Genomic DNA, 25551 nt, shown 5'->3' with positions numbered 1-25551 from the left:
CCCAATGCTGAGCCCCACCGCAGGCTTCCATGCCAATCAGGCAAGGTGCCAGATTGGCAAAATGGGACAGAAAACCAGCCCGTTTGAGCTGCTTGCTCCTGATCTCGCCGGTCTCTGTTTCCACCCAATGCAACTGAAAAACAGTCTTTGCAATGTCAACACCAATTACGGTATTCTTCATTTCGGGTTCTCCTGTCTTAAGTGGTTTTTGCGAACCTCTACTTTGGCACAATGATGCCGTTGACAGCGAGAACCCGCCCTCCGAATTCCATCCCGTCTTGTCAGCTTCGCCCCTGAGGGGGAGGCGTCCATTCCATTTCTTTGGACATCTTGTCCTTGATCTTCAAATCGACACTGTCAGGATATAGCCGGCCAGATGTGAATCTCGCTGCAGCTTGATTGGCCCAGCGTCCAACGAGCTGACGGTGCCATAGGACACATCAAAGTAGTCCGTAGGATCTATTTGACCTCTTAAACTTGCCGCCTTGCCTGTAACAAACCAGAACGCAAACCTTGGCCACCATCGACATAGCTCATCAATCATTGCCCTGCTTTAAATTACAGACAGGAAAAATACCAAGTTAATTTGTGTTAATAGTTATTATTGCAAGGCATATTAAAGTGTAACAATATGTATCGTCAGATCGCAAAAATAAACAGCAGCGAAATATATCAATCTTGCAATTCTTTCTGAAGGATAGGAATCTCGATGAAAACCAGTCCCTACTTCAAACTTCTCACGGCAATATCCGCCTCTACGCTTCTGCTGGCTTCCTGCGGCGGTGGTTCAGACGCCTCCTTTCCCGTTGCCACAAAGGACGTGAGCTGCCTTGCGATGGACAGTAGCGGGTCGAGCGTCGTTATTGGCTCGAATCTCCCGGGTGACCCCTCGCTTCCTGAAGCCGCTTCGGGCTATCGCACGGGACTTAAGCCCATATACGCACAGACCTACATGGTCACCACCTCGAATGCATATGCGAGTGCCGCGGGCTGCGCCGTGCTTAAGAAAGGTGGGACCGCAGCCGACGCCGCAGTTGCTGTACAAGCAGTGCTGGGTCTGACAGTTCCCGAAGCGACGGGGCTTGGATCAGGAGGAGTGCTGCTGTATTACGATGCTTCAAAGAAAACAGTCCAGGCGTACGACGGCCGCGAATCGGCACCGAGCGCCGCGACAGAAAACTATCTTCGTTATGTCGACGATACAAACGATCTTTCCGCACCAAAGCCGAACGCCCGCGCAAGCGGTCGTTCGATCGGTAACATCGGCGTACCGCGACTTATTGAGGCACTGCAACGGGATCACGGCACGCTTGCGTGGAAGGATCTGTTTGGCGACGCGATCACGCTGTCGACAAATGGGTTTCCAATCGGCGGACGGCTTGCTGCCGCAATTGCTTCGAATGCGAGCAACCTTAAGCGCGACCCCGAAGCAGCTGCGTACTTTTTTAACGCGGACGGCTCGCCCAAGGCATTGGGCACCCTGCTGAAAAATCCAGCTTACGCCAATACGCTGAAGGCGATGGCAAACAGCGGCGCCAACGCGTTGTATACCGGCCAGATCGCACAGGATATCGTGAAGAAGATTGCGACGACCACCGGCGCGGACGGGTCGGTGATAACACCGGGTAAAACGACGCTTGCCGATCTCGCAAACTATCAGGCGAAAGTGCGCGATCCCATTTGCACGACTTATCGGAGTTACTGGATTTGTGGCATGCCGCCGCCTTCCTCCGGCGGAATTGCTGTGGCATCAGCACTGGGCATTCTTGAGAACTTTAATCTTCAACAACTCAAACCGACAGCAATCGATCTCGAAGGCGGCAAGCCTACGGTGCAGGGCGTTCATCTAATTACCGAAGCCGAACGGATGGCCTATGCGGACCGTGACAAGTATGTTGCTGATACCGATTTTATCCCGCCTCCGAACGGCACCTGGAACACGTTGCTCAACAAGCCGTATTTGCAGAGCAGGGCGGCCCTGATCAACCTCAACAAGAGCATGGGCACAGCTGTCGCCGGCAACTTCGGCCCGGTTCCACTTGGTGTGGATAAAACCATGATTGAGCACGGCACGAATCAGTTCACCATTGTCGATGGCAGCGGCAACGTGTTAACGGCTACCACGACGGTTGAATCGAGCATGGGTTCATTCCACATGACGAACGGTTTCCTGCTGAACAACCAACTCACGGATTTCTCCGCGAGTCCGACCGACACCACCGGCGCTCTCGTCGCGAATCGCGTGCAGCCAGGCAAGAGACCGCGCAGTTCGATGGCGCCTACGCTCATTTTCAAGATCGCTGCCGATGGGTCGAAAGGTGATTTCGTGATGGCAACGGGTTCACCTGGTGGCGGTACGATCCCGCAATACGTCGTCAAGACAATCGTTGGTGTACTTGACTGGGGACTGGACGCGCAGCAATCATCGAATCTGGTCGACTTTGGGGCAAGCAATAGCCCTGTCACGACCGTCGGCGGAGAGCATCCGAACATTAACACTTCAAATGGTGGTGCGAACGACCCCTTGCTTACCGGCCTTGTCGCACTGGGGCACACCATCTCCACGGCGGCTCAGGCGAGCGGAGTCAATACGATCCTTCGTACCAGTATCAATCAGTCGAGCGTCCTGCAGGGTGGGACGGATCCGCGCCGGGAGGGGGTAGTTCTGGGTGATACTTTCGCCCATTAAGAAACAAGCCGGTGGTTCTGGTCACTCCATGCCACCGAGATGCGCTCTCTCTTAAAATGAAAGGCCCGGCCCCCTGAGAGGGCCGGGCCTAAGCAGGATTGCGAAACGTTGGCGGAATAATCTGTTCAGCAATTGTTGAAACTGTTGATTATCAATCCGGGATCACAAAATATACCCCGCTCAAACAAGCGACGACCAAAGATGCTGCGCCGCATAAGCGCGCCATGGCCGCCAGGTTTCCGCGCGCGCAGCTAACTCCTTGGCGTTCGGCCTGACGCCTTCATGCACCGCAATCGCATGCATCAACGCCACATCTGCAGCAGGGAAAGCATCGGGCTCACGTAAGTGACGAAGCGCGATGTATTGCGCGGTCCAGTCACCTATGCCTGGCAGTGCACGTAATTTGAGCACGGCTTCTTCCAGGCTGGCACGGGTGTCCAGTAATTCCGGATCGGCTACCAGCGCTGCTGCCACGGCAGACAGGGTTGCCGCGCGCGCTTTCGGCATGCCTAGTGTCGCCAGATCTGCTTCGGCCACGCGTGCGGCTTGCGGAAATACATGGGTCAGGCCAGGCCGGTCTGCGCTGGGTTCACTGAGCGCTTCACCATATTGCGCTACCAGCTTGCTCGCCAGCTTTATCGCAGCAGCAACGGTAATCTGCTGACCCAGCACCGCCCGCATCGCCAGCTCGAAACCGTCCCAGGCGCCGGGCACACGCAGGCCTGGCCGCGCAGCAGTCAATTTCGCCATTAGCGGATCTGCCGATAATTGGCGGTTGATGATTTCGGGGTCGGCCGCCAGGTCGAACATTCTGCGCAAACGGGCAATGATGGCTGGTAGCGATGACAGGCGTGGGAAACGTATGGTTACTTTCAAGGCATTCCCCGCGCCCTGTCGCACTACCAGCGTGCCGTGTACGCCATCGAGGTTGATAGTGCGGTAATAACGACCGTCTGCCACCAATTCCAGGCCGGTGATTGCACGCGCACTCAAATACGCCAGCACGGCTGGCCAGTCGTAGGGCGGGCGGTAACGTAACAACAACGTCACTCCGGCCTGCGCGGATTGCTCGGGCTGGCTGCCGTGGCGTAGTGCACTTGGGGGTCGCTGGAACAAATCCTGGAAAACCTCGTTGAAACGCCGGATGCTGCCAAATCCGGCAGCGAATGCAATTTCAGTAAGCGGCATGCGAGTCTCGTGGATCAGTTGCTTGGCCAGCAACACCCGACGCGTCTGCGCTACGGTAACTGGCGAGGCCCCCATATGTTGTGCGAACAATCGGCGCAATTGCCGCTCGCCTACGCCCAGACGCTCTGTCAGCGCGTCCATCCCGTTGTCATCCAGCGCCCCCGTCTCGATCAGCGCCATGGCGCGCGCGACGGTATTCGATACACCGGTGTTGGAGACGCCGCGCCACGCACCTGAATCAGGTGCGGCTTCGGGCCGGCATCGCAGGCAGGGGCGAAAACCGGCTTCCTGCGCAGCGGCAGCGGTCGGCAGAAACAATACGTTTTCGGATTTGGCAGTACGTGCCGGGCAAATCGGCCGGCAGTAGATGCGCGTGGTTTTGACCGCGATGAAAAAGCGTCCGTCAAAGCGCGCATCGCGGCTGGCCAGAGCCCTGTAACAGGTGTCGTGATCGAGTTCCATGCGGGCATGATCGCGCCGACGGCTGGTGATGTCTAGCGCTTTTCGGACATTGTCATTTTATGGTTTCGAGGAGGCAGAGGCGCTATTTGCTGCGCCTTGAAAATCCGACCTCGTAGCCACGGTCAAGAAAATGTCGATGGATAGATGGATGGATTGACGACAGAATTCTCTGTCGCAAATCGATCTTCAAACGGAAATTTATTTAGCGTTCAGCGCCGGCCAGAACCGCGGGCCGCCATCGCCGTAACGATCGTCAAAGCGCTGTAGCACGGCTTCGCGCGCTGAATCGGACAAACTCGGATATTTATCGCCCTGCTCTATTGCGGCGTATTCTTCGCCTGCCTTGGCGAGGTCCGCCGGAATATGAAAATTGGCGACAAAATCTTCTTGCCATTGCTCCGTGACCTTGGCAACGAGTGCGGCACGTGCGGCGTGATTCAACACACTGAACTCATCCACACCGGCTGTAATCCGTTGCAACGTCTCGGTAAGTCCTCCCTCGGTCAACGGTGCCTTGGTGAACTCTTTTACGGCATGTGTGCCACTCGTCTTAGTCATGTCACTCTCCTCGGTTAGGTGGTGCGATGGTGGACGGCCCGCTTGCGGCAGGCAAAGCTGTTATGTGGTCAGGATTGAGTCTGGATAGAGTTTCGCTTTTAAATCTCGCGTTTAAATTTCGTTTCTCAAGGTGTGGTAAAAAACCGTTGTTCCATTTCTTCCAGCCCCAGGGTGTGCAGTACTTCCTGCAAACGCTCGGTCGGCCGCTTACGGGGAAGATCGCGGTAACTGGCAATGATCAGTTCATTCTTCATGGAGTGCTCCCAGCCTACCAGTTCCGTTACGCTGACTTGATAACCGTGTGCCTCCAGTTGCAGGCAGCGCAACACGTTGGTGATCTGGCTACCGAATTCGCGCGTATGCAGCGGGTGGCGCCAGATTTCCGTCAACGCTTCTTTCGCCAGAGATTTACCCTTGTTCTTTTTCAGTACCGAAGCCACTTCCGCCTGGCAACAAGGCACCAGTACCATGAAACGCGCCTGTTTCTTCAGGCCAAACTCAATCGCATCATCCGTCGCCGTATTACACGCATGCAAGGCCGTGACAACATCGATCCGACCTGGCAGCGCAGCGGACTCTATCGATTCCGCTACCGACAGATTGAGGAACGACATCCCCGAAAATGCCAGGCGTTGCGCCAGCTCTTGCGATTTCCTTACCAGCTCTTCCCGGGTTTCGATACCGAAAATATGCGAGTTGTCAGTCAGCGTCTTGAAAAACAGGTCGTACAGGATGAATCCCAGATACGACTTGCCGGCGCCATGGTCGACCAGTTGCACCCCGCCCTGTTCTTTCTGGATTTCCTGCAGTAACGGCTCAATGAATTGATATAAATGATATACCTGCTTGAGCTTGCGGCGGCTATCTTGGTTCAATTTTCCGTCGCGCGTCAGGATATGCAACTCTTTGAGCAACTCTATCGATTGACCGGGACGAATTTCGTGCTTGGAGGGCTGCTGACTGGAGGAAATGGATTCTTGCTTGGTACCGTTCATGGAGCTTGCTTTCTGTCGGCCGGACTAACCGGCTATTACGCAAGTATAACGGCTTCGGCGCCAAGAGGCTCTTATAACTGCCTGCAAAATACCTGTAATACCCTTGAATCGCCACCGGAATCTAGCCGATTCGCCCCATGGTGCTGGTATATCTACCTAGTTCGATATCATTTCGCAGTCCCATTTTTTTCATTGCGGAAGCCTTTTGCAAACCCACTGTTTTGACGCTCTTGTTGAGCTTCTCGGCAATTTCGCGCAGGCTGTTGCCGACCACATACATCTTGAGCACCTCGACTTCGCGCCTGGTCGGCAACCTGCCGCTCGGGCCTTTCCTCAGTATAGGTAACGCTGATTTGCCGATATACGGCGTGTCGGGCGAACCTTCCAGCAAGGCGCGGCCGAGTTCTGCCATCTCGTCGCTTTTGTGTACCAATCCCTTCACGCCGCAGCTGGTGATTTGATACAGCACCGCGGGTACATCAATCATCGTCAACACGATCAGCTCCAGCGATGCATGGTCGCGCTTTAGCTGGCTGAATAAGGCACAACCGCCGCCGATCCGATTGATCGGCATGGAGAACTCCGTGATCAATATGTCGCACGGCGTATCTTTCAGGCGCGCCAACAGTTCTGCAACCGAGGTCGCCGTTGCCACTACGGTAAAACCCGGCATCTGCCCGATGTATTGCCGTACTCCGGAAATGATGGCTGGCTGATCGTCCGCCAGGATGACCTTGATCATGAAATTTTCTCCCCGCAACAAATAGACAGCGCCAGCTTAGGATTCCACTTATCGTTATCAATTAGGAAATGCCAGACTTACATATTATTAAATATATAAGTAAATTTCATAAATGTATAGTTTAATTGTTAACTTTTTGGCAAAGCAATTAGAATCAAATCCGCTGCAACCCTCGCTGGGACACTTTGAATTTCCTGGACCAGCTCCGATCCCGTTTGGCATTTGTGATGGAGAAATCAAAGTGAAGATTGTTCTGGCGGACGATCACCCTATGTTTACTGCAGGGGTGCGCAATTATCTCAATCACGTGCCGGATTGCCGTGTGGTAGCCAGCGTCACCAGTTCCGATGCACTGGTCAGATGCCTGGAATCCACGCCATGCGATCTGGTCATCACCGAGTTTGCGATGCCGATGGTGCGCGTCAGCGACGGTTTGCACTTGCTGTCGTACATCAGGCGTCACCATCCGCAAACCTGGCTGGTGGTGCTGACCATGAATGCGTTTCCGGTGGTGCTGTACCAGATCGTCAATAGCGGCGCGAATGGCTTGCTGCACAAAAGCGATGAAATTCCTGAACTCGGCAAGACTATCCGCCACCTCGGCAACGGTCCTCCCTATATGGGGCCATCCTTCAAGGCATTGCTGCGGAACGGCATTGACGGACAAGCCAAAAGCCATATTCCAAGCCCGCGTGAAACCGAGGTACTGCGTCTATACGCGGCGGGTAATAGCCTGCGCGATATCGCCAGGCGGATGAACAAGAGTGTTAAAACAGTCAGCTTGCAAAAAGCGTCGGCCATGAAAAAACTCGGCCTGAGCAATGACATTGAATTGGGTCGTTACTGCGCCGCGGTCAGCGGCGATACGGTCCAGTCACCGGGATGCGGCGACTGGTTTCTCCCTGGTCCCGAGACCAGTGACTATAGAAACTGAATCCGGGGTGTCTCGGCGCTGTCTCAGGGTTGCTGCCGCAGATCGAAAATCTGCGCCATGGCCACCCACTTTTCTCCAGCCGGGGTCCATGGTGTGGGTGCCTGGAATTGCCACATCAAGGTTTCCCATTCCTGTACCTTGGGGTTATCGCGCGCGGCGCTTGCCATCCGCTCTGCACTATAAATTGCGTCGTCGGTTTCCATCAGCATCACCAGACGGGTGCCCAGGCGATAGATTTCCATACCCAGCACACCATGCGAACGCAGGTGGGCAGCAATCTCGGGCCAGATACGGCGGTGATGCGCTTCATAACGGCCGATCAGGTCGGCATCATCCTTCAGGTCCAGCGCCAGGCAATAACGCATAATTTTCAGACTCTCTTACTTATCCAGTATCTATCCAGTACCCGAGGTTTTTTCGGAAAGATATTGTATACTACAAAGGTTCATTGGCTGGACCAATACTAGCACGGCAAAAATTCAGAGAGCAATTGATAAGACCAATTTAAATAGTCATGCTGGACAGATGCCGTGCAGATGCCGAAGCTATTCGATTCGGCTCGCAGCCGCCGTGCCGTGGCACAATGTGAAAAATATCATTCCTTGCTCCCATGCCCATACAAGTTATCCACAACCGCCGCCTGTATCAACAAATTGCCGATCAGTTGCGTGACATGATCGATCGCGGCGAATACGGTCCCGGCGACAACCTGCCGCCCGAGCGCGAACTGGCCAAGCAATTCGGCGTTAGCCGCACCTCGGTGCGGGAAGCCTTGATTGCGCTGGAAGTGATTGGCATTGTCAGCGTCCGTGTCGGTAACGGCGTGATGGTGTTGCCGCCGACGGAAGATACCGGCGAGCGCAGCGACGGCAGCGAAGCGCCGGCCTTGCAACAAGCGGCGCACCGTAGCGGCTGGGAAATCGATCCGGAACTCGATCAGGAAATCCGTCTTGACCTGGATGATGAAATCCCACCCTTCAAACTGCTGCAGGCAAGGCGCCTGGTGGAACCTGAGACTGCCGCTTTAGCAGCGCTGAACGCCAGCGATGAACAGCTACGCAGCATTGCCGAAGCTTTTGCGCGCAACGTCGAAGACAACCGCAGCGGCTCGCACACGCATCCCGGCGACCGTCTGTTCCATATCCGTATCGCCGAAGCCAGCGGCAATCCGGCTTACCTGCTGCTGGTCAGCCATCTGCTGGGACGCAAATACGGCATGATGTTTCAGCGCCTGCAAACCCTGTATAGCTCGAAGGACATGCCGAATCGTTCAGAACATGAACATCAGCTGATCCTGGAAGCGCTACAAGCGCGCGATGCAGTAGCAGCGCGGCGGGCGATGCGGGCGCATATGGATTCCGTGGTCAGGATTTTTTCGCGCTCGGTGCCGGAGCAGGATATTCGGGCTCGCTGACCGTCACTGACCTCACCGATCTATATATCAACCGGATCCACTTCCAAAGACCACTTCGCGCGCGTCTTAATCTGCCGCAACTGCGCCATCCAGTCGGTCAGGAAGGCTTGCAATCCCGGGCGCGACGGGCACTCGATCAATAATTGCGCGCGGTCGACATTGGCGACCCGGGTCATGGTCATCGGGATCGGGTCGTGCATGGTGATGCCGGTGTGTTCGATACAGTTGGCAGCCTGTTGCAGAAACTCGATCGCGGTTTCCAGCTCTTTCGCCTCGGCCCTCAACAACGCTTGATAGATGTAAGGCGGCAGGCAGGCCTGCGCGCGTTCCTCCAGCAGAGAAGAGGCAAAGTGATCGTAGTCGTGCGCTATCACTGCCGCATACAACGGATGCTGTGGATAACGCGTCTGGATCAGCACCTCACTGGCGCTCCCGCCCTCTTTTTGCGCGGCGCGGCCGGCGCGTCCCGCCACCTGCATCAATTGCGCAAACAAGCGCTCGCTGGCGCGGTAGTCATGGGAAAACAGCGCCGTGTCGGGATTAAGGATGCCGACCAGGGTCAGGTTTTTGAAATCATGTCCCTTGGCGACCATCTGGGTGCCGATCAAAATATCTACCTCACCGTTGTGCACGCTATCGAAAGCCGCTTGGGCACTACCTTTGCGACGTGTGGAATCGGCATCGATGCGCAATACCCGTGCTTCCGGAAACATCGCTCGCAATCCCTCTTCCAATCGTTGCGTGCCGCGTCCCAACGGCTGCAAATCGACGTTACCGCAGGTTGGACAGGATTTCGGGATCCGCAGCTCCAGGCTGCAATGATGGCAGCGCAGGCGATGTTCGGGTTTGTGCAGCACCATGAACGAGGTGCAGCGGGTGCAGTTGCTGACCCAGCCGCAAGCATCGCAAGCGATCACCGGCGCGTAACCGCGGCGGTTCAGGAACAACAGCGATTGCTCGCCCCGCTCCAGCCTTAGCTTGAGCGCACTAACCAGGGTCGAGGTCAGTCCCTCGCTGGGTTTGTCGCGTTCCATGTCGATGCGGCGCACCAGCGGCAATACCGCATCCTTGACCGCCCGCTCGCGCAGTTCGAGTTTCTTGTAGCGTCCGGATTGAGTGTGATGCCAGGTTTCCAGCGATGGCGTGGCCGAGCCCAGCACAATCGGAATCCCCAACTGATGAGCACGCCACACCGCCAGATCGCGTGCCGAATAGCGCAAACCTTCTTGCTGCTTGTAGGACGGGTCGTGTTCCTCGTCGATGACGATCAGCTTTAAATGTGGCAACGAAGCCAACACCGCCAGCCGGGTCCCGAGAATAATCCGCGCCTGTCCCAAATGCGCTGCCAGCCAATGACGCATGCGCTCGCCTTCCGCCAGGCCGCTATGCAAAGTCGCCACCATCACGCCTGGGAAACGGGCGCGGATGTTGCCCTCCAGTTGCGGCGTCAGATTGATTTCCGGCACCAGGATCAGGATTTGCGAGGGATTGTCCGCGCCGTTTTCACTATGGGCCAGGATTTGTGCCGCAGCCTGCAGATAGACCTCGGTCTTGCCGCTACCGGTGACGCCATACAGCAACGTCGGCGCAAAGCCGGTGGCGCCCGCAATCGCATCGGCCGCCTGCTGTTGTGCCGGATTCAGCTGTGCCACGTCAATCGGCGTGGCATCGTGCGCGGCGCCGGCTTGCTGCAATTTCTTCAAGCCGCGATCCAACGCCACGGTGGTCAGCGCACGCAGGTTTTTCGGCAAACCCGGTAACGCTACTTCGCCCAGCGGCCGCTGGTAATAATCGGCTGCAAAACGACAGAGAGCGAGCCATTGCTTCGAGAGCGGCGGCAGCTGATGGCGCACCGCCTGGACGTTTTTTAATTTTTCGGCTGGCACGTCGCTCTCGGCGCTGATGCCGACAATCATGCCGACTACTTCGCGGCGACCGAAAGAAAGCTGAACCAACTGTCCGATTTGGGGCATGGCTTCGCTTTCATCGCTGGCCTGCCAGCGATAGTCGAAACTGCTATCCAAGGGAGTGTCGAGGACGATTTGGAGAATGCTTTGTTTCACGAACTTAATGTAATTCCCGAGGAAATAAGCTAACTATCAGTTTCATAAGTGCTTTTGAGCACTATCCACAAAATCTGTGGATAACTTTGTGGACAAGGTTGCGTAAACAACGTGAAAGCGCCTGTTTACGACATATTTTGGCTCTTGCTCAAACTAGCATCAATAAAAATACCATTTACAATCAAAGGCTTAACCTATTCACTCTTGATAGGTAGTAATTCTCATGTAGTAAAAAAATAGCCTTGAAGTAACTTCAATATGTGCATAACTAAATTCGAAATCAGCAAGGAGTCAACAAGTGCAGGCACCAAAAAGTAACATCCATGAATACAGCCAAATGCACTGACCTGCACCATCATGTTGCTTTTTGCTATTGGATCATCAAGTTTCGCATCGAAAAAATTAGTCCGATGTCAACTGTCAAAAATGCTCGGGAAATCCTTAATCCTAAGATTCTACTTAATGTAAAACATTAGGAAATGTCCTAACCATCGGTTTCATAAGCGCTTTTCAAATTATCCACAATGTCTGTGGATAACTTTGTGGGTAACCTGGTCTTGACAGGCTGCAGACGCATATTTGATGCGGGTCTCAATAAATTGCCTAAACTAAAAGCAGAAAATAAATCATTTAAAATCAAACACTTACAAAACGTATTCAAGGGCTAAATAATAAATATAGTTATAAAAAATTGCCGTGGTGCAGCAGATTTTTTTTGTGCATAACTAGCGAGTGACAATCGCCTGATTGGTGCCGAATGTGTTATGCGTGACACTGTGTAACAACATTCCGCACCAGTTAGCAGGCATAGACGGGCGCCGGTAAGCGCCTATTGCCTCACGCTTATCTCCGCAATTTACGGCTGATTTCATGGACCGCATCCACCATGACGGCAACCGACTCCGGCGGCGTGAATTGCGAAATGCCGTGACCCAGGTTGAATACATGGCCGCTATCAGCTTGCGGCACGCCATATGCGTTCAGCAAACGCTCGACTTCGCTACGGATCTGCTCTGGCTTGGCAAACAGCACCGCAGGATCCAGGTTGCCCTGCAAGGCCACCCGCTGGCCGATACGGGCCCGCGCCTCGGTCAGATTGACAGTCCAGTCGAGACCGACGGCGTCGGCGCCGATATCGGCAATCTGCTCCAGCCACAAACCGCCGCCCTTGGTAAATACAATCGCCGGAATCGGCACCCCGTCTTTTTCGCGCTTCAGCTGGGAAACCACCTGGCGCATATAGTCCAGTGAAAATTCCTGGTAAGCGCCATCCGCCAGCGCCCCGCCCCAAGAATCGAAAATCATCACGGCTTGTGCGCCGGCGTCGATCTGGGCGTTCAGGTAAGCCGCTACTGCCGCCGCATTGGTGCTGAGCACGTGGTGCATCAGGTCCGGACGGTTGTACAACATCGTCTTGACCGTATGGAACTCACGCGAACCTTCGCCTTCGACCATATAGCAAGCCAGGGTCCAAGGGCTGCCGGCAAAGCCGATCAGCGGCACGCGGCCGTTGAGCTCCGTACGAATTTGCGTGACCGCCTTGAAAACATAGTCCAGCTTGCCCAGATCAGGGGTTTGCAACGCCATCACATCTTTTTCATCGCGTAGCGGCCGTTGGAACTTGGGGCCTTCGCCATCGGCGAAATACAGGCCTAGTCCCATGGCGTCCGGCACGGTCAGGATGTCGGAAAACAGAATCGCGGCATCCAGCGGGAAACGGTCAAGCGGCTGCAGCGTGACTTCGGTAGCGTAATCGGGATTGGTCGCCAGCCCCATGAAAGAACCTGCGCGGCTGCGGGTTTTGCGATACTCCGGCAGATAGCGGCCGGCCTGGCGCATCAGCCACAGCGGTGTGTATTCGGTTGGCTGGCGCAACAGTGCGCGCAGGAAGGTGTCGTTCTTGAGCGGGGCGAATTGGGACATGAGAGGCAATCTGAATGCGTGTGGTAATAGCCCCATTATCTCATCCAAATCCACGGCTGCGGCATTGGTGCAGCGTATGGTTGGTATAGGTTGGTATCAGGTGCCTTCCCGATGCACCGCAACCAGGTCGTCCTGAAACGCTTGCAGGACCTCGCCCCGGCTGGATTGGCGGCGTGCGACCATATGCAATGTGACCTCATAGGAGAACTGTGCCGGATTAAGGGCCGCCAGCAATCCTTGCTGTACCAGCGGCGCGGCGAAGTGTTGCGGCAGGAATCCGAGATGCTGCCCCGACAAGATCAGGACCGCGACTGCCTCCATGTTGTCAGCCAGCGCAGTCACCCGCGCCGGTGCAGACATGCCGCCCTTGCCTTCGGCCTCTGGCAGAGGGTAACTGCGCCAAACCCAGTCGTGCTGCGCCAGGTCTGCCGGTTCTAATTTACCGGCCCGGCTGAACAACGGGTGTGCGGCAGCGCAATACGCCACCTGATGCTCGGTGTACAAGGGCAAATATTCCAGATTCGGCAGGCGATGCCAGAAATAACCGATGCCAAGGTCGAGCCGGCCGTTTATCACCTCCTCTTCCAGCTGGCCCGGGGCCAGCACTGCCAGCGACAGCGTTACTGCCTCGTCCCTGGCACGGAACCGGGCGATGGCCTGGCTCAGGCGCGCGTTGGCGCTCATGGCGGCGTGGCCGATCAGGCCCAAATGCAATTGCCCCACCAGCTTGCGGCCGATCTGGCGCGCGTCCAGGCAAAAATGGTCGATGTTCTCCAACAACCGACGGCTGGACTGGGCGAACTGTTCACCACGCGGCGTCAGCCGAAACCCGGCCCGGCCGCGTTCACACAAACGAAACCCGAGCCGCGTCTCCAGCGTCGCCACCTGCGTGCTAATGGTGGACTGGCTGACATTCAGGGCCGTCTGTGCAGCGGAAATGCCGCCGGCGTCCAGCACCGACAGGAAGACACGAATCAGACGCAGATCAAGATCGGATAATTGCTGGAGCATGTTGCATCGGGTAAAGCTAAAGGAGGGTGCGGGTCAGATCGATAATACATCGATTTTTATCAATGTAAGCGTTACATCACGATCATTTTTTATGATGTGATTTCCCGCTAGAGTGGGCGCTGTATAGAAAACATAACCCCTTCCCCTTACCGGAGACGATCATGTCGGAAACCCCACTTTATCAACCGCTTGGCGGCAACGACATGCCACGTTTCGGCGGCATCGCCACCATGATGCGCTTGCCGCACGTAAGCAGCAGCGCCGAGCTGGACGCCTGTTTCGTCGGCGTTCCGTTCGACCTGGGCACCTCGAATCGTTCCGGCACGCGCTTCGGGCCGCGCCAGATCCGTACCGAATCGGTGCTGCTACGACCTTACAACATGGCCACTCGCGCTGCACCTTTCGATGCGCTGCGTATCGCCGATCTTGGCGATGTTGCCATCAATCCCTACAACCTGCTCGATTCGATCAAGCTGATTGAAACTGCCTACGACAACATCGTCGCCTCCGGCTGCCGGCCGATTTCACTGGGTGGCGACCATACCATCGCGCTGCCTATCCTGCGCGCGCTACACCGCAAGTACGGCAAGATCGGCCTGATCCACGTCGATGCCCATGCCGACGTCAATGACACCATGTTCGGTGAAAAAATCGCCCACGGCACGCCATTCCGCCGCGCGGTGGAAGAAGGCTTGCTGGATTGCCAACGCGTGGTGCAAATCGGCTTGCGCGGCACCGGCTACACCGCAGAAGATTTCGACTGGTGCCGCGACCAGGGCTTCAAGGTGGTACAGGTGGAAGACTGCTGGAACAAATCGCTGTCGCCGCTGATGGAAGAAGTGCGCGCCCGCGTGGCAGGCGGCCCGGTGTACCTGAGTTTCGACATCGACGGCATCGATCCGGCCTATGCGCCCGGCACCGGCACCCCGGAAATCGCCGGCCTGACCGTGCCGCAAGCGCTGGAAATCATCCGCGGCGCCTGGGGCCTGGACATCGTCGGCGCCGATCTGGTGGAAGTATCGCCGCCTTACGATCCGGTCGGCACTACCGCCCTGCTGGGCGCCAACCTGGCTTATGAAATGCTGTGTGTGCTGCCGGGCGTGCCGCGTCGCTAATCATTTAAACATTACTTTAATCATTCATCGTCGCGCCAGGGAATCGTCCACTCCTCGCCGCGCACGGTGGTGATGTATTCCGGCCAGCGATACTGATGCGGCACTTTGAAATCCTTGTCCAGCAAAGGCGCCTGCCACTCGCTGCCGCCAATACCGCCGCCGGTGCGCTGCCTGAATTCCGCGCTGGCAGCCTCCAATAGATCCGGCTTGGTAAACAGATCGATCAAGGTCGCGGCGATAGTCTTGGCGGCGGACTGGATCATCGGATCGATGGTGGCGGGTATGCCGCCCAGCGCATTCGCCACCCAGTCCGGATACACAAAACCGCGTGGCGCCGTCAGCATTGGCCGTGCCACATACAGGCGCACGGTCGGGCAATGCCAGGTGTAATCGGTGTAGTCGTCCGAAGTCAGGTATTTCTGCCAGGCCGGCATTTGCTTGCGCAACTCGCGTTCGCAATCTTCCGGATCGATCAATTCTTCGGTAACCGCCAAAAATGGCTTTTCCATCTTCTCGATACCGAGATTCTGCTGCATCTCCTGCGCGATCTCGATCGCCTGCTGATCCCACTTCGGCGGTCCGGCCAGCACCATATTGTCGTAAGTCGCGCGCGCCATCACATGATTGGGCAAACCGCCGCGCGACTTGCTGACCCAGGTTTTCTTCCATTCGCAAAAAGTCGCCTTGGCCGCGGCTTCTGCATTGTTATCCATCACCTGGCTAATGATCTCGGCCTGCTCGATGGAGTCAGTACGCAGCATGAAATTGATTTGCGAAACATGCGGCGTCAGGTTGTCGGCGGTGGCCTGGCCGGCGCACAGGATGGCTTCGTTGAAACTCCACAAACCGGTGGCCGGCAGCATCGAACGGCGCAGGCTCTCATTCAGGTTGTAGAACAGCACCAGCGCATCGTTGGCACCGGGGGCACGCGCAGCCAGGTGGTTTTGCGGTATCGGGCTGAACTTGTCGGCGGCAATCCAGTTTTCCGGCGCGTCGCAGGTGAAGGTGTAGATATAGTTGTAGCCGACGCCGCAATGCGCGTCCCAGACCGTGGTGTTACACAGCGGCAACATATAGGTCGGATGAAAACTCACTGCCGCATCCAGCGTATCGTAATAACCCTTGGCGGCATGGATGGGTTTGGATGCCCGCAATTTTTCAGCCGGTTCGCCGAAAATCTTGAGCGTGCCCTGTATCCCGAATTTCAACATGGCGCTTTGAGCAGCCAGGGCGCCGCCGAGTGCGCTGATCCCCAGCGCCGAATGCGGATCGGTATGGCCCGGCGCGTATTTGGACAAACCCTTGCGCGGTTCTTTCCTGGTCGACGCCGCCTGGCAGTTGCCCGGCACTGCATCGTATTCAGCATAAGTGGCAATCGTCGGCCCCTCGCCGTTCTTGAAAGTGGCGACAAAGGCGGTCGGCATGCCGCCGCTGCCGACTTCGACTTCAAAACCGTATTCACGCAGCATGGCAACATACCAGGCGCTGGATTTGTACTCGCGAAAAGCCGGTTCGGCGTAGTGCCAGATAGTTTGATGCCAGTCGGATAACTGACTGGCGTTGTCGCTCACCCAGTCCAGCGCGCTTTGTTTAGCTTCTGTGGTCATGCTTGTCTCCAAGATAGTAGATTGGCTAGCTGCCGATGCATACTAATCATGAAGCCCGCCATGCCATAATTAACGGTCATCTGTTTTGTCGATAACGCTGCCGTATATCTTCCGCCTATCACCCTTCATGCCATTCCCATGACTCTCGAAAACCTGCTGGTATTTGCCACCATCGCCGACTGCGGCAGCCTGTCGGCGGCGGCGCGGCGCCTGGGCAAGGCGCAATCGACCGTCAGCACCGCGCTGGCCAACCTGGAAGTGGATATGGGCACGCGCTTGTTCGAACGCGATTTGCATCATCTGGCGCTAACTGCCGACGGCGCAGTACTGCTCGGTTTTGCCCGCTCGACTCTGACCGCGGCCGGCAACCTGGAACGCAAGGCACATAGCCTGAGCGCCGGTCACGGCCATCGCTTGCGGCTGGGCATTGACCAGGCCTTGCCGGTGACCCGTAGCCATGCCTTGTGTGCAGAGCTGGAACGCCGCTTTCCAGAATTGCAACTGGAATTGTTCCGCCCTACCAGTATCGATGCCACTGACCTGATGCGGCGTGGCTTGCTGGACATCGCGATTGCAGTCACGGTCGATCCCATGCCAAGCGACTTCAACGCCAGCTCGTTGGGACAGCTGCAATTCGTTCCGGTGGCGGCGGCCGATCATGCATTGAGCCGCTTGCCGCTGGTGCATAACAGCGATCTGGCGCAACACCGGCAATTGCTGGCGTCCAGCCGCAATGGCGGCGACGCACCGATCTTCGGACGTTACAGCGAGATCATGTGGCGTATAGAAAGTCCGGAATTGCTGCTGGATCTGCTCAAGCGGGGAATGGGCTGGGCTTTCCTGCCACAGCACGCTATGCAGGAAATCGATGCCAGGGACGGCTTGAAAATCCTGGCGCACGAGTATCAGGAACCGGCTTTCCTGAAGAGCGTCGACCTGATCTGGAGCAAGCAAGACCAGCAAAGCGAGGCCGCTCGCTGGCTTAGCAGCGATCTCACATGGGCCCGTTCGGTAGTGCCATCCTGACCAAATTTATAGATCAGAAGTAAGCGCGGACACTCCGATTTAGCTATATTTCATCTATATCTTTGTTTGAAGTCACGCGGACTGACACCCTTGGCGGCACGGAACTGCCGGTTGAAATGGGCCAGGTTGCGATAGCCCGATTCCTGCGCAATCACGCCTATCGCCTTGTCGGTCTGGATCAGTTGCTGGCAGGCGCTGCCGATCCGCAGCTGGGCCAGATAGGCGGTAACCGTCAACTGTGTGTGGCGCTTGAAAAACCGGTGGAAGGCGCCCACCGACAACGCCGCCCGCTCGGCCAGCAGTTCCACCGGCAACGCCGTCTGAAAATGCGCATGCATGTAATCCAGCACCCGCCCCATGCGCTGGCGTTGCGCATCCACCGCGATCGATGCCGAAGCGACCGAGGCCAGCGGCTGCGCCAAATCATCTTGCGCCAGCAGCAACAGCAACTCCAGCAATAGAGGCAGCCGCTGCGCCGGCGCCAGTTTCTCCATGCGCAGCATCAATGGCCTGACGCGGATCGCTGTATCGGCCGAGAACTGCAATCCCCTATCCGCTCGCTTGCCCAGTTGCAGCAAACCGGCCAGCTCCGGCAAGCTGGTTTGCAACTGGATCAGCCAGTCGCGTGAAAACCAGACCACCACGGCCAGCATCTGGCGCTCGGGCGCTATGCGTTCACTAGCCGACCAGGTGTGCGGCAGATTCGGCCCCAGCAAGATCAGGTCGCCATCCGAGAAATCAGCCAGATGGTCGCCCACATAACGCTGGCCACGCGCGTTCAAGGTCAAGGTCAGCTCGAACTCCGGATGGTAATGCCAGAGAAACGGTAACTCCGGCAGCTCACGCCACAACAGTTGCCAGGAATGTCCGGGCGAGAGGGTGAGATGTTCATATTGCGGTCTCATTCTGACCTTTCAGTGAGTAACTATATCAGAATAGTATCAATAAGCGGCAGTTGCGGCGAAATCTGATGAGGACTGCGGGCCCAGAATCTAACTGCCCCATCCCATAAAACCAACGCGGAGATTTCCATGAACCAGCCTTACGTAGCCGCCACGCAGCGTCTCAGCAACCCGTCCGTGCTTTATCCCGAACAGGCGCAACTGCGCGACATACAAAAAACCTTACCGCTGCGCGTACTGACTGCAGCTGACTTCTATCACTGGCAAACCTATGGTTATGTGATCGTCAGGAACGCCGTAAGCGCCGAACAAGTGCAACGCACCGTCGACTTCCTGTGGGAGTTCCAGGAATTGGATCCCAATGCACCTGAAACCTGGAATCGCGCGCAGTTGCGCGACCATGAAATGAAAGAGTTGAACGGTTCCGGCATGGTCGAGGCCTATCATCACCAGACCTTCTGGGACAACCGCCAGACGCCGCGCGTAGTAGACGCTTTCGTCGACATCTGGGATCGCGAAGACCTGTGGGTAACCATAGACCGCGCCAACCTGAATACGCCGAACCAGGGCGCGAGGCGTTTCGGCGGCTTTATCCATTGGGATGCCGACACCTCGCTGGAGCCGCTGCCGGTGAATGTCCAGGGCGTGCTGGCGTTATCGGATACGACGCCGGAAGGTGGCGGTTTTCAATGCATCCCCGAACTGTTCCAGCACTTCGCCGAATGGCGCAAGAACGCGCCCCAGGATCGCAATCCGTTGCGTCCCGATGTGGAAGCGCTACCGTGGCAGGCAAAGTTCATACCGATGCGAGCTGGCGACCTGCTGATATTCAACAGCGTGCTGGCGCACGGCATCCGTCCCAACACGTCCGACGACAAGGTCCGGCTGGCGCAGTACATCGCGTTTACGCCAGCACGTGAAGAACAGGCGGAATTGCGGGATTGGCGGGTGAAGAGTTGGGAGCAGCGCACGCCGCCGGATGGTTATGCCTTCCCCGGCGACCCGCGCGAATGGGAAAAAACCCGTTATCCCCTCGCGCAGTTGAGCGAACTGGGCGAGAAGATCCTGGGCAAAAGAAGTTGGTAAAAGCGTTGGAAAAAATTGAGTATGGGCGCGATCGCCCTACTCGCTCGGCGTCATCGCCAAGCCATCATTGCGCTCAATGGCGGCCGACCATAAAGTCAGGCCCAACGCCAACACCACCACCACTACGCCGACATAAGGCAAAGTAGTCAACTGGAAGCCGGCGCCGATGGCCATGCCGCCAAACCAGGCGCCGCCTGCATTGCCGAGATTAAAGGCGCCCTGGTTCAAGGTCGAAGCCAGGTTCGGTGCAGCGCTGGCGCGTTCCACTACCAGCACCTGCAACGGCGGCACGATCGCGAAGGCCAGCACGCCCCAGATAAATATCGTGATTACTGCCGGCAACGGCGTACGCATGGTCAGGGTAAATATAGTCAGGATTACTGCCAGCGCCACCAGGAAGCTGATCAGCGACGGCATCAGGCGCCAGTCGGCCAGTTTGCCGCCGAGTGCGCTGCCCACCGTCAAGCCAAGGCCGAATACCAGCAGCACCAACGTCACGGCATGCGGTGTCAGCCCGGTGACATCTTCCAGGATCGGCGTGATGTAAGTGAATACCGAAAACAAGCTGGCCGAAGCCAGCGCGCTGATCCCCAGCACCATCAGTACCTGCTTGTCCTTGAGCACCGCAAATTCCTGCAGCAGGCTGGTCTTTTGCATCTCGATTTTTTTCGGCAGCCAGAGCGCCAGCGCAATTGCCGCCAGTACGCCGATCACCGTCACTGCCCAGAACGTCGAGCGCCAGCCCAGTTGTTGCCCGAGAGCCGTGCCGAACGGCACGCCGAGCACATTGGCCAGGGTCAGGCCGGCGAACATCAGGGCGATCGCCTGCGCACGCCGGTTCGGCGCCACCAGTCCAGCCGCCACTACCGAGCCGATACCGAAGAACGCACCATGGCAAAACGCTGTCACCACCCGTGCCAGCATCAACACGGTGTAATTGGGCGACAAGGCGCACAAGACATTGCCGATAATAAACAAGCCCATCAAGCTTAGCAGCGCCGTCCGCCGCGGCATGTTGGCGGTGGCAATCGCCACGATCGGCGCGCCGATTGTCACGCCCAATGCGTAACCGGTCACCAGCATCCCGGCCGCCGGGATTGTCACCCCCAGGTCACGCGCGACATCAGGCAGCAAACCCATGATGACGAACTCCGTCGTACCGATACCGAAAGCGGCAACAGCAAGGGCAAATAGGGGCAAAGACAGCATGATGATCGTCCGGAAATGGAACCGCCGGGAATAAGCTGCGTGGCGGTCGGAGGCGCGCACCGGGGGAGATGGTGCGAAGCAACATTATATCAACGGCGATTTATTTGTGGTAGCGCTACCAGATTTCACACATGAAATAGGCGCGCCGATGAGGAAAGTGTTGGATTTTTGCGATATAGCCAACGAGTAACAATCAGCTGTTCATGGCAAATTACTCAGGATCCATTTCCCGCCATGCTGCAATATCAGTTCGCTGCTGTGGAATGCCGCCAGGCTGCTGCGATGGCCGACACTGATCAGGATCACATCCGGCAGTTGCTTGCGTAGCAAACTGTACATTGCATGCTCCAGGCCTTCGTCCATGGCAGAACTGGCTTCGTCGAGGAAGACCAGTTGCGGTCGGTGCAACAGCACGCGCCCCAACGCCAACCGCTGTTGTTCGCCGAGCGACAGGATGTTGCTCCATTCACTCTCCGTATCCAGCTGTACCGTCAGATGTCCGAGTTGTATCTGTTCCAATATCGCGCGAACCGCGCTGTCGTCCGGTTGGGCCGGCTCGGCCGAGGGGTAATACAGGGCCGATCGCAGAGTCCCCAGTGGCAGGTAAGGCTTCTGCGGCAAGAACAGGCATTGCTGTCCAGCCGGATAGACGATCTTGCCGTCGGCATACGGCCACAATCCCGCTATCGCGCGTAACAGCGTGGTTTTACCGACACCGGAAGGGCCGCGCACCAGCAATGCGGCGCCGGGCGCCAAAGCCAAGTTCAGATTTGCAGTTAATATCGCGCCGCCCGGACTTTTGACAGTTAGCGCTTCGACCGCAAAATTTTGTCCCTGATGTGCAATCTGCGGCATGGTGAGTTGATCGGCGGCATCGACTGTATCCAGGAAACCGGTCAGGCGGTTGACGATGGCGCGATAACTGGCGAATTCGTCATATGAGGTTCGGAAGAAGGACAAGGCATCCTGAACCTGTCCAAAAGCCTGCGAGGCCTGCATCAGATCACCCAGCGTGATCTGCTTGCTGAAGAAGCGCGGCGCCTGCACCACTACCGGAAACACGACGGCCAACTGGTTAATCCCCAGGTTGAAGCCCTGGAATTTCAGTGATCGAAAGACAATCGCCCAGGTATTCTCGATGACATGCGAGAAGCGCTTGAGCAAGGTCCGATGCTCCACCGCTTCGCCTCGGAAGAAAGCAATATTCTCTCCGTACTCGCGCAAACGTATCAAGGCATAACGAAAATCGGCGTTCAGCTTTTCGCTCAGAAAATTCAACTTGATCAGCGGGCGCCCGAGTTTCACTGCAAACACCGTGGCAACCAGTACATACGCATAGACCAGAAAAATCATTGCCCGTGGAATTTCCGCGCCAAACAGGGTGAGCGTGCCGGACAAGCTCCACAGGATCAGCGTGAACGAAAACAGTGAAACCGCAGAGCTGATGAGCCCTAGGAATAGCGTGAGCGAGCTGCTGACAAAACCGGAGATATCCTGCTGGATACGCTGATCCGGATTATCGGTTCTGCCGGGCAGATGCTGGCTGCGGTAGTAAGCCTGCTGGTCCAGCCAGCGCGCCATCAGGTTCTCTGTCAGCCAGACACGCCAATGAATCTGGAACGCCTGGCTGATGTAAAAATTCACCAGTCCGCGCACTACATGAACGCTCGCAAGGATACCGAACACCGCCATCAGCGACCAGAACGCAGCAGCATTGAAGTTCTGCAGCGAGGTGTACATGCCGTTGCTCCAGAACGTGAACAAGATATCCATGCGCACCGCGAACAAGGTCATCAGGATCAGCAACGAGAGTATCCCCAGCGGTCGCCAGTTGCGGACCGGTGAAAACCAGACCCAGGTTACCCGTAAGAACTGTTGTCCCCAATAGGTGAATTTGCCAAGCAGGGCCGTAATACAGGCGATTGCCACCATGCTGATAGCGAATGCCTTGCAAAGCCAGATGACACTGTCGAGCAGTTGATGATGCCAGTCCATTTTGTTTCCGCCGTTTCCAGGAAAGGGACGTCATGCGATGATGAAATAACAAAATCTATTAAACCGGCAAGCAAACCTTGCATGCCTTTACGCGGTGTAATTTCAGTAACGATATGTTACTTTGGCAAAAAATGCATAGATGCAAAAAAACTCGCCTGCTTTTAAAGACAGGCGAGGCAGATGAATAGTTTAGAAATCGTTGCTGCTGTATCAATCACAGCAAGATTGGCGATCGGTCGATCTCAAATCCCGCCCATGCATAGATATTTAATGACTTGATAATCCTCAATGCCGTACTTCGAACCTTCGCGCCCCAACCCGGATTGCTTAACGCCCCCGAACGGCGCGACCTCATTCGAAATCAAACCGGTGTTGATGCCGACCATGCCGCTTTCCAGGCCTTCGGCCACACGCCAGATACGGCCGATATCGCGTGAGTAGAAATAACTGGCGAGACCGAATTCGGTGTCGTTGGCCAGCGCCAGCACTTCTTCGTCGGTCTTGAAGCGGAACAGGGGCGCCATCGGACCAAAGGTCTCTTCGCGTGCAACGATCATGTCGGAAGTCACATCGGCCAGCACGGTCGGTTCGAAGAAACTCTGGCCCAGCGCATGGCGCTTGCCGCCGGCCAGGATGCGCGCGCCTTTCGCCACCGCATCGGCGATATGCTCTTCAACCTTGGCGACCGCCTTCTGGTCGATCAGCGGGCCTTGGGTGACTCCCTCTTGCTGACCGTTGCCGACCTTCAGCCTGGCCACCGCGGCCACCAGCTTTTCGGCGAAAGCGTCATAGATGCCATCTTGCACATACAGGCGGTTGGCGCATACGCAGGTTTGCCCGGCATTGCGATATTTGGAAGCCATTGCACCTTCCACGGCTGCATCCAGATCGGCATCGTCGAACACGATGAACGGTGCGTTGCCACCCAGTTCCAGCGACAGTTTCTTGATGGTGGCTGCGCATTGTTCCATCAACAGCTTGCCGACACCGGTGGAGCCGGTAAAGGTCAGCTTGCGCACGATAGGGTTGCTGGTCATTTCCGCGCCGATTTCGCGGGCGGAGCCGGTCACCACGCTGAACACGCCAGCGGGTATGCCAGCGCGCTCGGCCAGCACCGCCAGGGCGAGTGCCGAGAATGGCGTCGACTCAGCCGGCTTGAGCACCATGGTGCAGCCTGCGGCCAGCGCCGGGCCGGCCTTGCGGGTGATCATCGCCGCCGGAAAATTCCACGGCGTGATCGCCGCGCAAACCCCGATCGGCTCTTTCACCACCACGATGCGCGAACTCGGCGACGGCGATGGAATGGTATCGCCGCCGGCGCGCTTGCCCTCTTCCGCAAACCATTCGATGAACGAAGCAGCGTAAGCGATTTCACCCTTGGCTTCGGCCAGCGGCTTGCCCTGCTCGACAGTCATGATCAGCGCCAGATCGTCAAGATTGGCCAGCATCAGGTCATTCCATTTGCGCAGGATGATGCTGCGTTCCTTGGCGGTTTTGCGGCGCCATTGGCGCCAGGCGTCGTTGGCGGCGGCAATCGCGCGCTTGGTCTCGGCGGCGCCCATCAGCGGCACGCTGCCTATGGTTTCGCCGGTAGCAGGATTGGTCACGGCATGGCTGCCACCTTTATCGGCGTTGCACCATTCGCCATTGATGTAGGCTTGCTGACGGAACAATGAAGGATCTTTTAATTGCATCATGTGGATAACTCCTGTGAACGTTGAAGACACGCATATCAAGCGAAGATATGCGCGCCGAAAACAGTAGAAAGTAGTAGCTTGTGCTGTGCTACTTTAGAATTTGGCGAGCGCCTTGTTGCGTCCTCGTATCCATTCCAGCACCAGCAGCAGGCAGGTGGAAAACACGATCAGGATGGTGGCCAGCGCAGCAATCGTCGGGCTGATGTTTTCCTTGATGCCGGTAAACATCTGACGCGGCAAAGTAGCTTGTCCGGGACCGGCTACAAACAAGGTTACCACTACGTCGTCGAACGAGGTGGCGAAGGCGAATAACGCGCCGGAGATCAAACCCGGTGCAATCACCGGCAAGGTAATCCGGAAGAAAGTAGAGAGCGGATTGGCGCCCAGGCTAAGGCTGGCACGCACCAGGTTCTGGTTGAATCCCTGCAGCGTCGCCAGCACTGTGGTTACCACAAACGGTGCGCCCAACGCTGCATGCGCCAGTATCAGGCCGGTATAACTGTCGGACAAACCGATCTGCGCAAAAAACAGATAGACGCCGACACCCACCACCACTACCGGCACCACCATCGGCGAAATCAGCACCGCCATCAGCAAACCCTTGCCGCGGAAGTCCGCCTTGTTCAGGCCGACCGCCGCCAAGGTGCCAAGTATGGTCGCCAGCACGGTAGCCAACGGCGCCACGATGAAACTGTTCTTGGCAGCGCTAACCCATTCTTCAGATTGCACCAGGTTTTGATACCAGCGCAAGGAAAAGCCGTGGATCGGATACACCAGGAAAGTACTGTCGCTGAACGACAGCGGAATGATGACCAGGATCGGCAGCAGCAGGAACAGCAGCACCAGCAGATTGAAGCCGCGTGAAAAGAAAAACCAGACGCGTTCGGTCAATGAGACGTAGGGAGGAAATTGCGGAAATAGTTTCGTTTTCATTT

Annotated in this window: 20 protein-coding genes and 1 pseudogene; 6 read left to right on the top strand and 15 right to left on the bottom strand. The window is 56.7% G+C overall.

The features are described from left to right. A pseudogene (locus tag BM029_RS18425) lies at positions 1-181 on the bottom strand (IS110 family transposase); the annotation flags it as partial. A 528-nt stretch (positions 182-709) separates the two neighbouring features. Here BM029_RS18425 and BM029_RS18420 point away from each other — a divergent pair. Further along, positions 710-2689, top strand: coding sequence for a gamma-glutamyltransferase family protein (locus tag BM029_RS18420; protein ID WP_092438485.1), 1980 nt, complete (start codon positions 710-712; stop codon positions 2687-2689). A 180-nt stretch (positions 2690-2869) separates the two neighbouring features. Here the strand turns inward: BM029_RS18420 and BM029_RS18415 are convergent, their stop codons facing one another. The 4 genes from BM029_RS18415 to BM029_RS18400 form a co-directional block, all read right to left on the bottom strand. Further along, positions 2870-4339 (bottom strand): DNA-3-methyladenine glycosylase 2 family protein, encoded by a 1470-nt coding sequence (locus tag BM029_RS18415; RefSeq protein ID WP_092438484.1) that lies wholly within the window; start codon positions 4337-4339, stop codon positions 2870-2872. Positions 4340-4537: 198 nt separating this feature from the next. Then, complete coding sequence (locus BM029_RS18410) at positions 4538-4897, bottom strand: hypothetical protein (RefSeq protein WP_092438482.1); 360 nt, start codon at positions 4895-4897, stop codon at positions 4538-4540. A gap of 125 nt (positions 4898-5022) precedes the next feature. After that, complete coding sequence (locus BM029_RS18405; RefSeq protein WP_092438480.1) at positions 5023-5892, bottom strand: class I SAM-dependent methyltransferase; 870 nt, start codon at positions 5890-5892, stop codon at positions 5023-5025. 121 nt (positions 5893-6013) lie between these two features. Further along, positions 6014-6634 (bottom strand): response regulator, encoded by a 621-nt coding sequence (locus BM029_RS18400; RefSeq protein WP_092438478.1) that lies wholly within the window; start codon positions 6632-6634, stop codon positions 6014-6016. Between the two features lie 241 nt (positions 6635-6875). Here BM029_RS18400 and BM029_RS18395 point away from each other — a divergent pair, with 241 nt between their 5' ends. Then, positions 6876-7568 (top strand): response regulator, encoded by a 693-nt coding sequence (locus BM029_RS18395; RefSeq protein ID WP_170851133.1) that lies wholly within the window; start codon positions 6876-6878, stop codon positions 7566-7568. A 23-nt stretch (positions 7569-7591) separates the two neighbouring features. On the opposite strand, the gene BM029_RS18390 is transcribed toward BM029_RS18395, so the two are convergent. Further along, positions 7592-7933, bottom strand: coding sequence for an L-rhamnose mutarotase (locus BM029_RS18390; RefSeq protein WP_092438474.1), 342 nt, complete (start codon positions 7931-7933; stop codon positions 7592-7594). 245 nt (positions 7934-8178) lie between these two features. Between BM029_RS18390 and BM029_RS18385 the strand changes: the two genes are divergently transcribed. Beyond that, a complete protein-coding gene (locus BM029_RS18385) occupies positions 8179-8982 on the top strand; it encodes a FadR/GntR family transcriptional regulator (protein WP_092438472.1) in 804 nt (267 codons plus the stop codon). 20 nt (positions 8983-9002) lie between these two features. On the opposite strand, the gene BM029_RS18380 is transcribed toward BM029_RS18385, so the two are convergent. The 3 genes from BM029_RS18380 to BM029_RS18370 all read right to left on the bottom strand — a co-directional run bounded on the left by BM029_RS18380 (position 9003) and on the right by BM029_RS18370 (position 13979). Beyond that, positions 9003-11045 carry a primosomal protein N' gene (locus tag BM029_RS18380; RefSeq protein WP_092438471.1) on the bottom strand — a complete coding sequence of 681 codons (2043 nt, stop codon included), beginning with the start codon at positions 11043-11045 and terminating at the stop codon, positions 9003-9005. 843 nt (positions 11046-11888) lie between these two features. Then, a complete protein-coding gene (gene hemE, locus BM029_RS18375; protein ID WP_092438469.1) occupies positions 11889-12968 on the bottom strand; it encodes a uroporphyrinogen decarboxylase in 1080 nt (359 codons plus the stop codon). 96 nt (positions 12969-13064) lie between these two features. Next, the gene (locus tag BM029_RS18370; RefSeq protein WP_092438467.1) at positions 13065-13979 is read right to left on the bottom strand and encodes a LysR family transcriptional regulator; all 915 of its coding nucleotides are present in this window, start codon (positions 13977-13979) and stop codon (positions 13065-13067) included. Positions 13980-14140: 161 nt separating this feature from the next. Between BM029_RS18370 and speB the strand changes: the two genes are divergently transcribed. Beyond that, complete coding sequence (gene speB / locus BM029_RS18365) at positions 14141-15094, top strand: agmatinase (RefSeq protein ID WP_092438465.1); 954 nt, start codon at positions 14141-14143, stop codon at positions 15092-15094. Between the two features lie 20 nt (positions 15095-15114). On the opposite strand, the gene BM029_RS18360 is transcribed toward speB, so the two are convergent. Beyond that, positions 15115-16701, bottom strand: a complete 1587-nt coding sequence (locus tag BM029_RS18360; RefSeq protein WP_092438463.1) for a zinc-binding metallopeptidase family protein — start codon at positions 16699-16701, stop codon at positions 15115-15117. Positions 16702-16839: 138 nt separating this feature from the next. Here BM029_RS18360 and BM029_RS18355 point away from each other — a divergent pair, with 138 nt between their 5' ends. After that, positions 16840-17727 (top strand): LysR family transcriptional regulator, encoded by an 888-nt coding sequence (locus BM029_RS18355; protein ID WP_092438461.1) that lies wholly within the window; start codon positions 16840-16842, stop codon positions 17725-17727. A gap of 50 nt (positions 17728-17777) precedes the next feature. Here the strand turns inward: BM029_RS18355 and BM029_RS18350 are convergent, their stop codons facing one another. Then, the gene (locus BM029_RS18350; RefSeq protein ID WP_092438459.1) at positions 17778-18632 is read right to left on the bottom strand and encodes a helix-turn-helix domain-containing protein; all 855 of its coding nucleotides are present in this window, start codon (positions 18630-18632) and stop codon (positions 17778-17780) included. 126 nt (positions 18633-18758) lie between these two features. On the opposite strand from BM029_RS18350, the gene BM029_RS18345 reads away from it, so the two are divergent. Further along, the gene (locus BM029_RS18345) at positions 18759-19715 is read left to right on the top strand and encodes a phytanoyl-CoA dioxygenase family protein (protein ID WP_092438457.1); all 957 of its coding nucleotides are present in this window, start codon (positions 18759-18761) and stop codon (positions 19713-19715) included. Positions 19716-19751: 36 nt separating this feature from the next. On the opposite strand, the gene BM029_RS18340 is transcribed toward BM029_RS18345, so the two are convergent. The 4 genes from BM029_RS18340 to BM029_RS18325 all read right to left on the bottom strand — a co-directional run bounded on the left by BM029_RS18340 (position 19752) and on the right by BM029_RS18325 (position 25549). Next, on the bottom strand, positions 19752-20921 hold the full coding sequence (locus tag BM029_RS18340) for an MFS transporter (RefSeq protein ID WP_092438495.1): 1170 nt from the start codon (positions 20919-20921) through the stop codon (positions 19752-19754). Between the two features lie 204 nt (positions 20922-21125). After that, positions 21126-22919: an ABC transporter ATP-binding protein/permease gene (locus tag BM029_RS18335; RefSeq protein WP_092438455.1), complete on the bottom strand. Its 1794-nt coding sequence runs from the start codon at positions 22917-22919 to the stop codon at positions 21126-21128. A gap of 242 nt (positions 22920-23161) precedes the next feature. After that, positions 23162-24616 carry an NADP-dependent succinate-semialdehyde dehydrogenase gene (gabD, locus tag BM029_RS18330; RefSeq protein WP_092438453.1) on the bottom strand — a complete coding sequence of 485 codons (1455 nt, stop codon included), beginning with the start codon at positions 24614-24616 and terminating at the stop codon, positions 23162-23164. A gap of 93 nt (positions 24617-24709) precedes the next feature. After that, positions 24710-25549 (bottom strand): ABC transporter permease, encoded by an 840-nt coding sequence (locus BM029_RS18325; RefSeq protein WP_092438451.1) that lies wholly within the window; start codon positions 25547-25549, stop codon positions 24710-24712. Positions 25550-25551: the final 2 nt, after the last annotated feature.

It is taken from the genome of Collimonas sp. OK607 (genome assembly GCF_900111995.1).
GTDB lineage: Bacteria > Pseudomonadota > Gammaproteobacteria > Burkholderiales > Burkholderiaceae_D > Collimonas.
The sequence above is the reverse complement of the archived record's forward strand: the minus strand, read 5'-3'. Positions and strand labels throughout refer to the sequence as shown.

Coding starts and splice junctions, on each gene's coding strand:
- BM029_RS18420 (WP_092438485.1), top strand. CDS start 710: ATGAAAACCAGTCCCTACTTCAAACTTCTCACGGCAATATCCGCCTCT.
- BM029_RS18415 (WP_092438484.1), bottom strand. CDS start 4,339: ATGGAACTCGATCACGACACCTGTTACAGGGCTCTGGCCAGCCGCGAT.
- BM029_RS18410 (WP_092438482.1), bottom strand. CDS start 4,897: ATGACTAAGACGAGTGGCACACATGCCGTAAAAGAGTTCACCAAGGCA.
- BM029_RS18405 (WP_092438480.1), bottom strand. CDS start 5,892: ATGAACGGTACCAAGCAAGAATCCATTTCCTCCAGTCAGCAGCCCTCC.
- BM029_RS18400 (WP_092438478.1), bottom strand. CDS start 6,634: ATGATCAAGGTCATCCTGGCGGACGATCAGCCAGCCATCATTTCCGGA.
- BM029_RS18390 (WP_092438474.1), bottom strand. CDS start 7,933: ATGCGTTATTGCCTGGCGCTGGACCTGAAGGATGATGCCGACCTGATC.
- BM029_RS18385 (WP_092438472.1), top strand. CDS start 8,179: ATGCCCATACAAGTTATCCACAACCGCCGCCTGTATCAACAAATTGCC.
- hemE (WP_092438469.1), bottom strand. CDS start 12,968: ATGTCCCAATTCGCCCCGCTCAAGAACGACACCTTCCTGCGCGCACTG.
- BM029_RS18370 (WP_092438467.1), bottom strand. CDS start 13,979: ATGCTCCAGCAATTATCCGATCTTGATCTGCGTCTGATTCGTGTCTTC.
- speB (WP_092438465.1), top strand. CDS start 14,141: ATGTCGGAAACCCCACTTTATCAACCGCTTGGCGGCAACGACATGCCA.
- BM029_RS18360 (WP_092438463.1), bottom strand. CDS start 16,701: ATGACCACAGAAGCTAAACAAAGCGCGCTGGACTGGGTGAGCGACAAC.
- BM029_RS18355 (WP_092438461.1), top strand. CDS start 16,840: ATGACTCTCGAAAACCTGCTGGTATTTGCCACCATCGCCGACTGCGGC.
- BM029_RS18350 (WP_092438459.1), bottom strand. CDS start 18,632: ATGAGACCGCAATATGAACATCTCACCCTCTCGCCCGGACATTCCTGG.
- BM029_RS18345 (WP_092438457.1), top strand. CDS start 18,759: ATGAACCAGCCTTACGTAGCCGCCACGCAGCGTCTCAGCAACCCGTCC.
- BM029_RS18335 (WP_092438455.1), bottom strand. CDS start 22,919: ATGGACTGGCATCATCAACTGCTCGACAGTGTCATCTGGCTTTGCAAG.
- gabD (WP_092438453.1), bottom strand. CDS start 24,616: ATGATGCAATTAAAAGATCCTTCATTGTTCCGTCAGCAAGCCTACATC.
- BM029_RS18325 (WP_092438451.1), bottom strand. CDS start 25,549: ATGAAAACGAAACTATTTCCGCAATTTCCTCCCTACGTCTCATTGACC.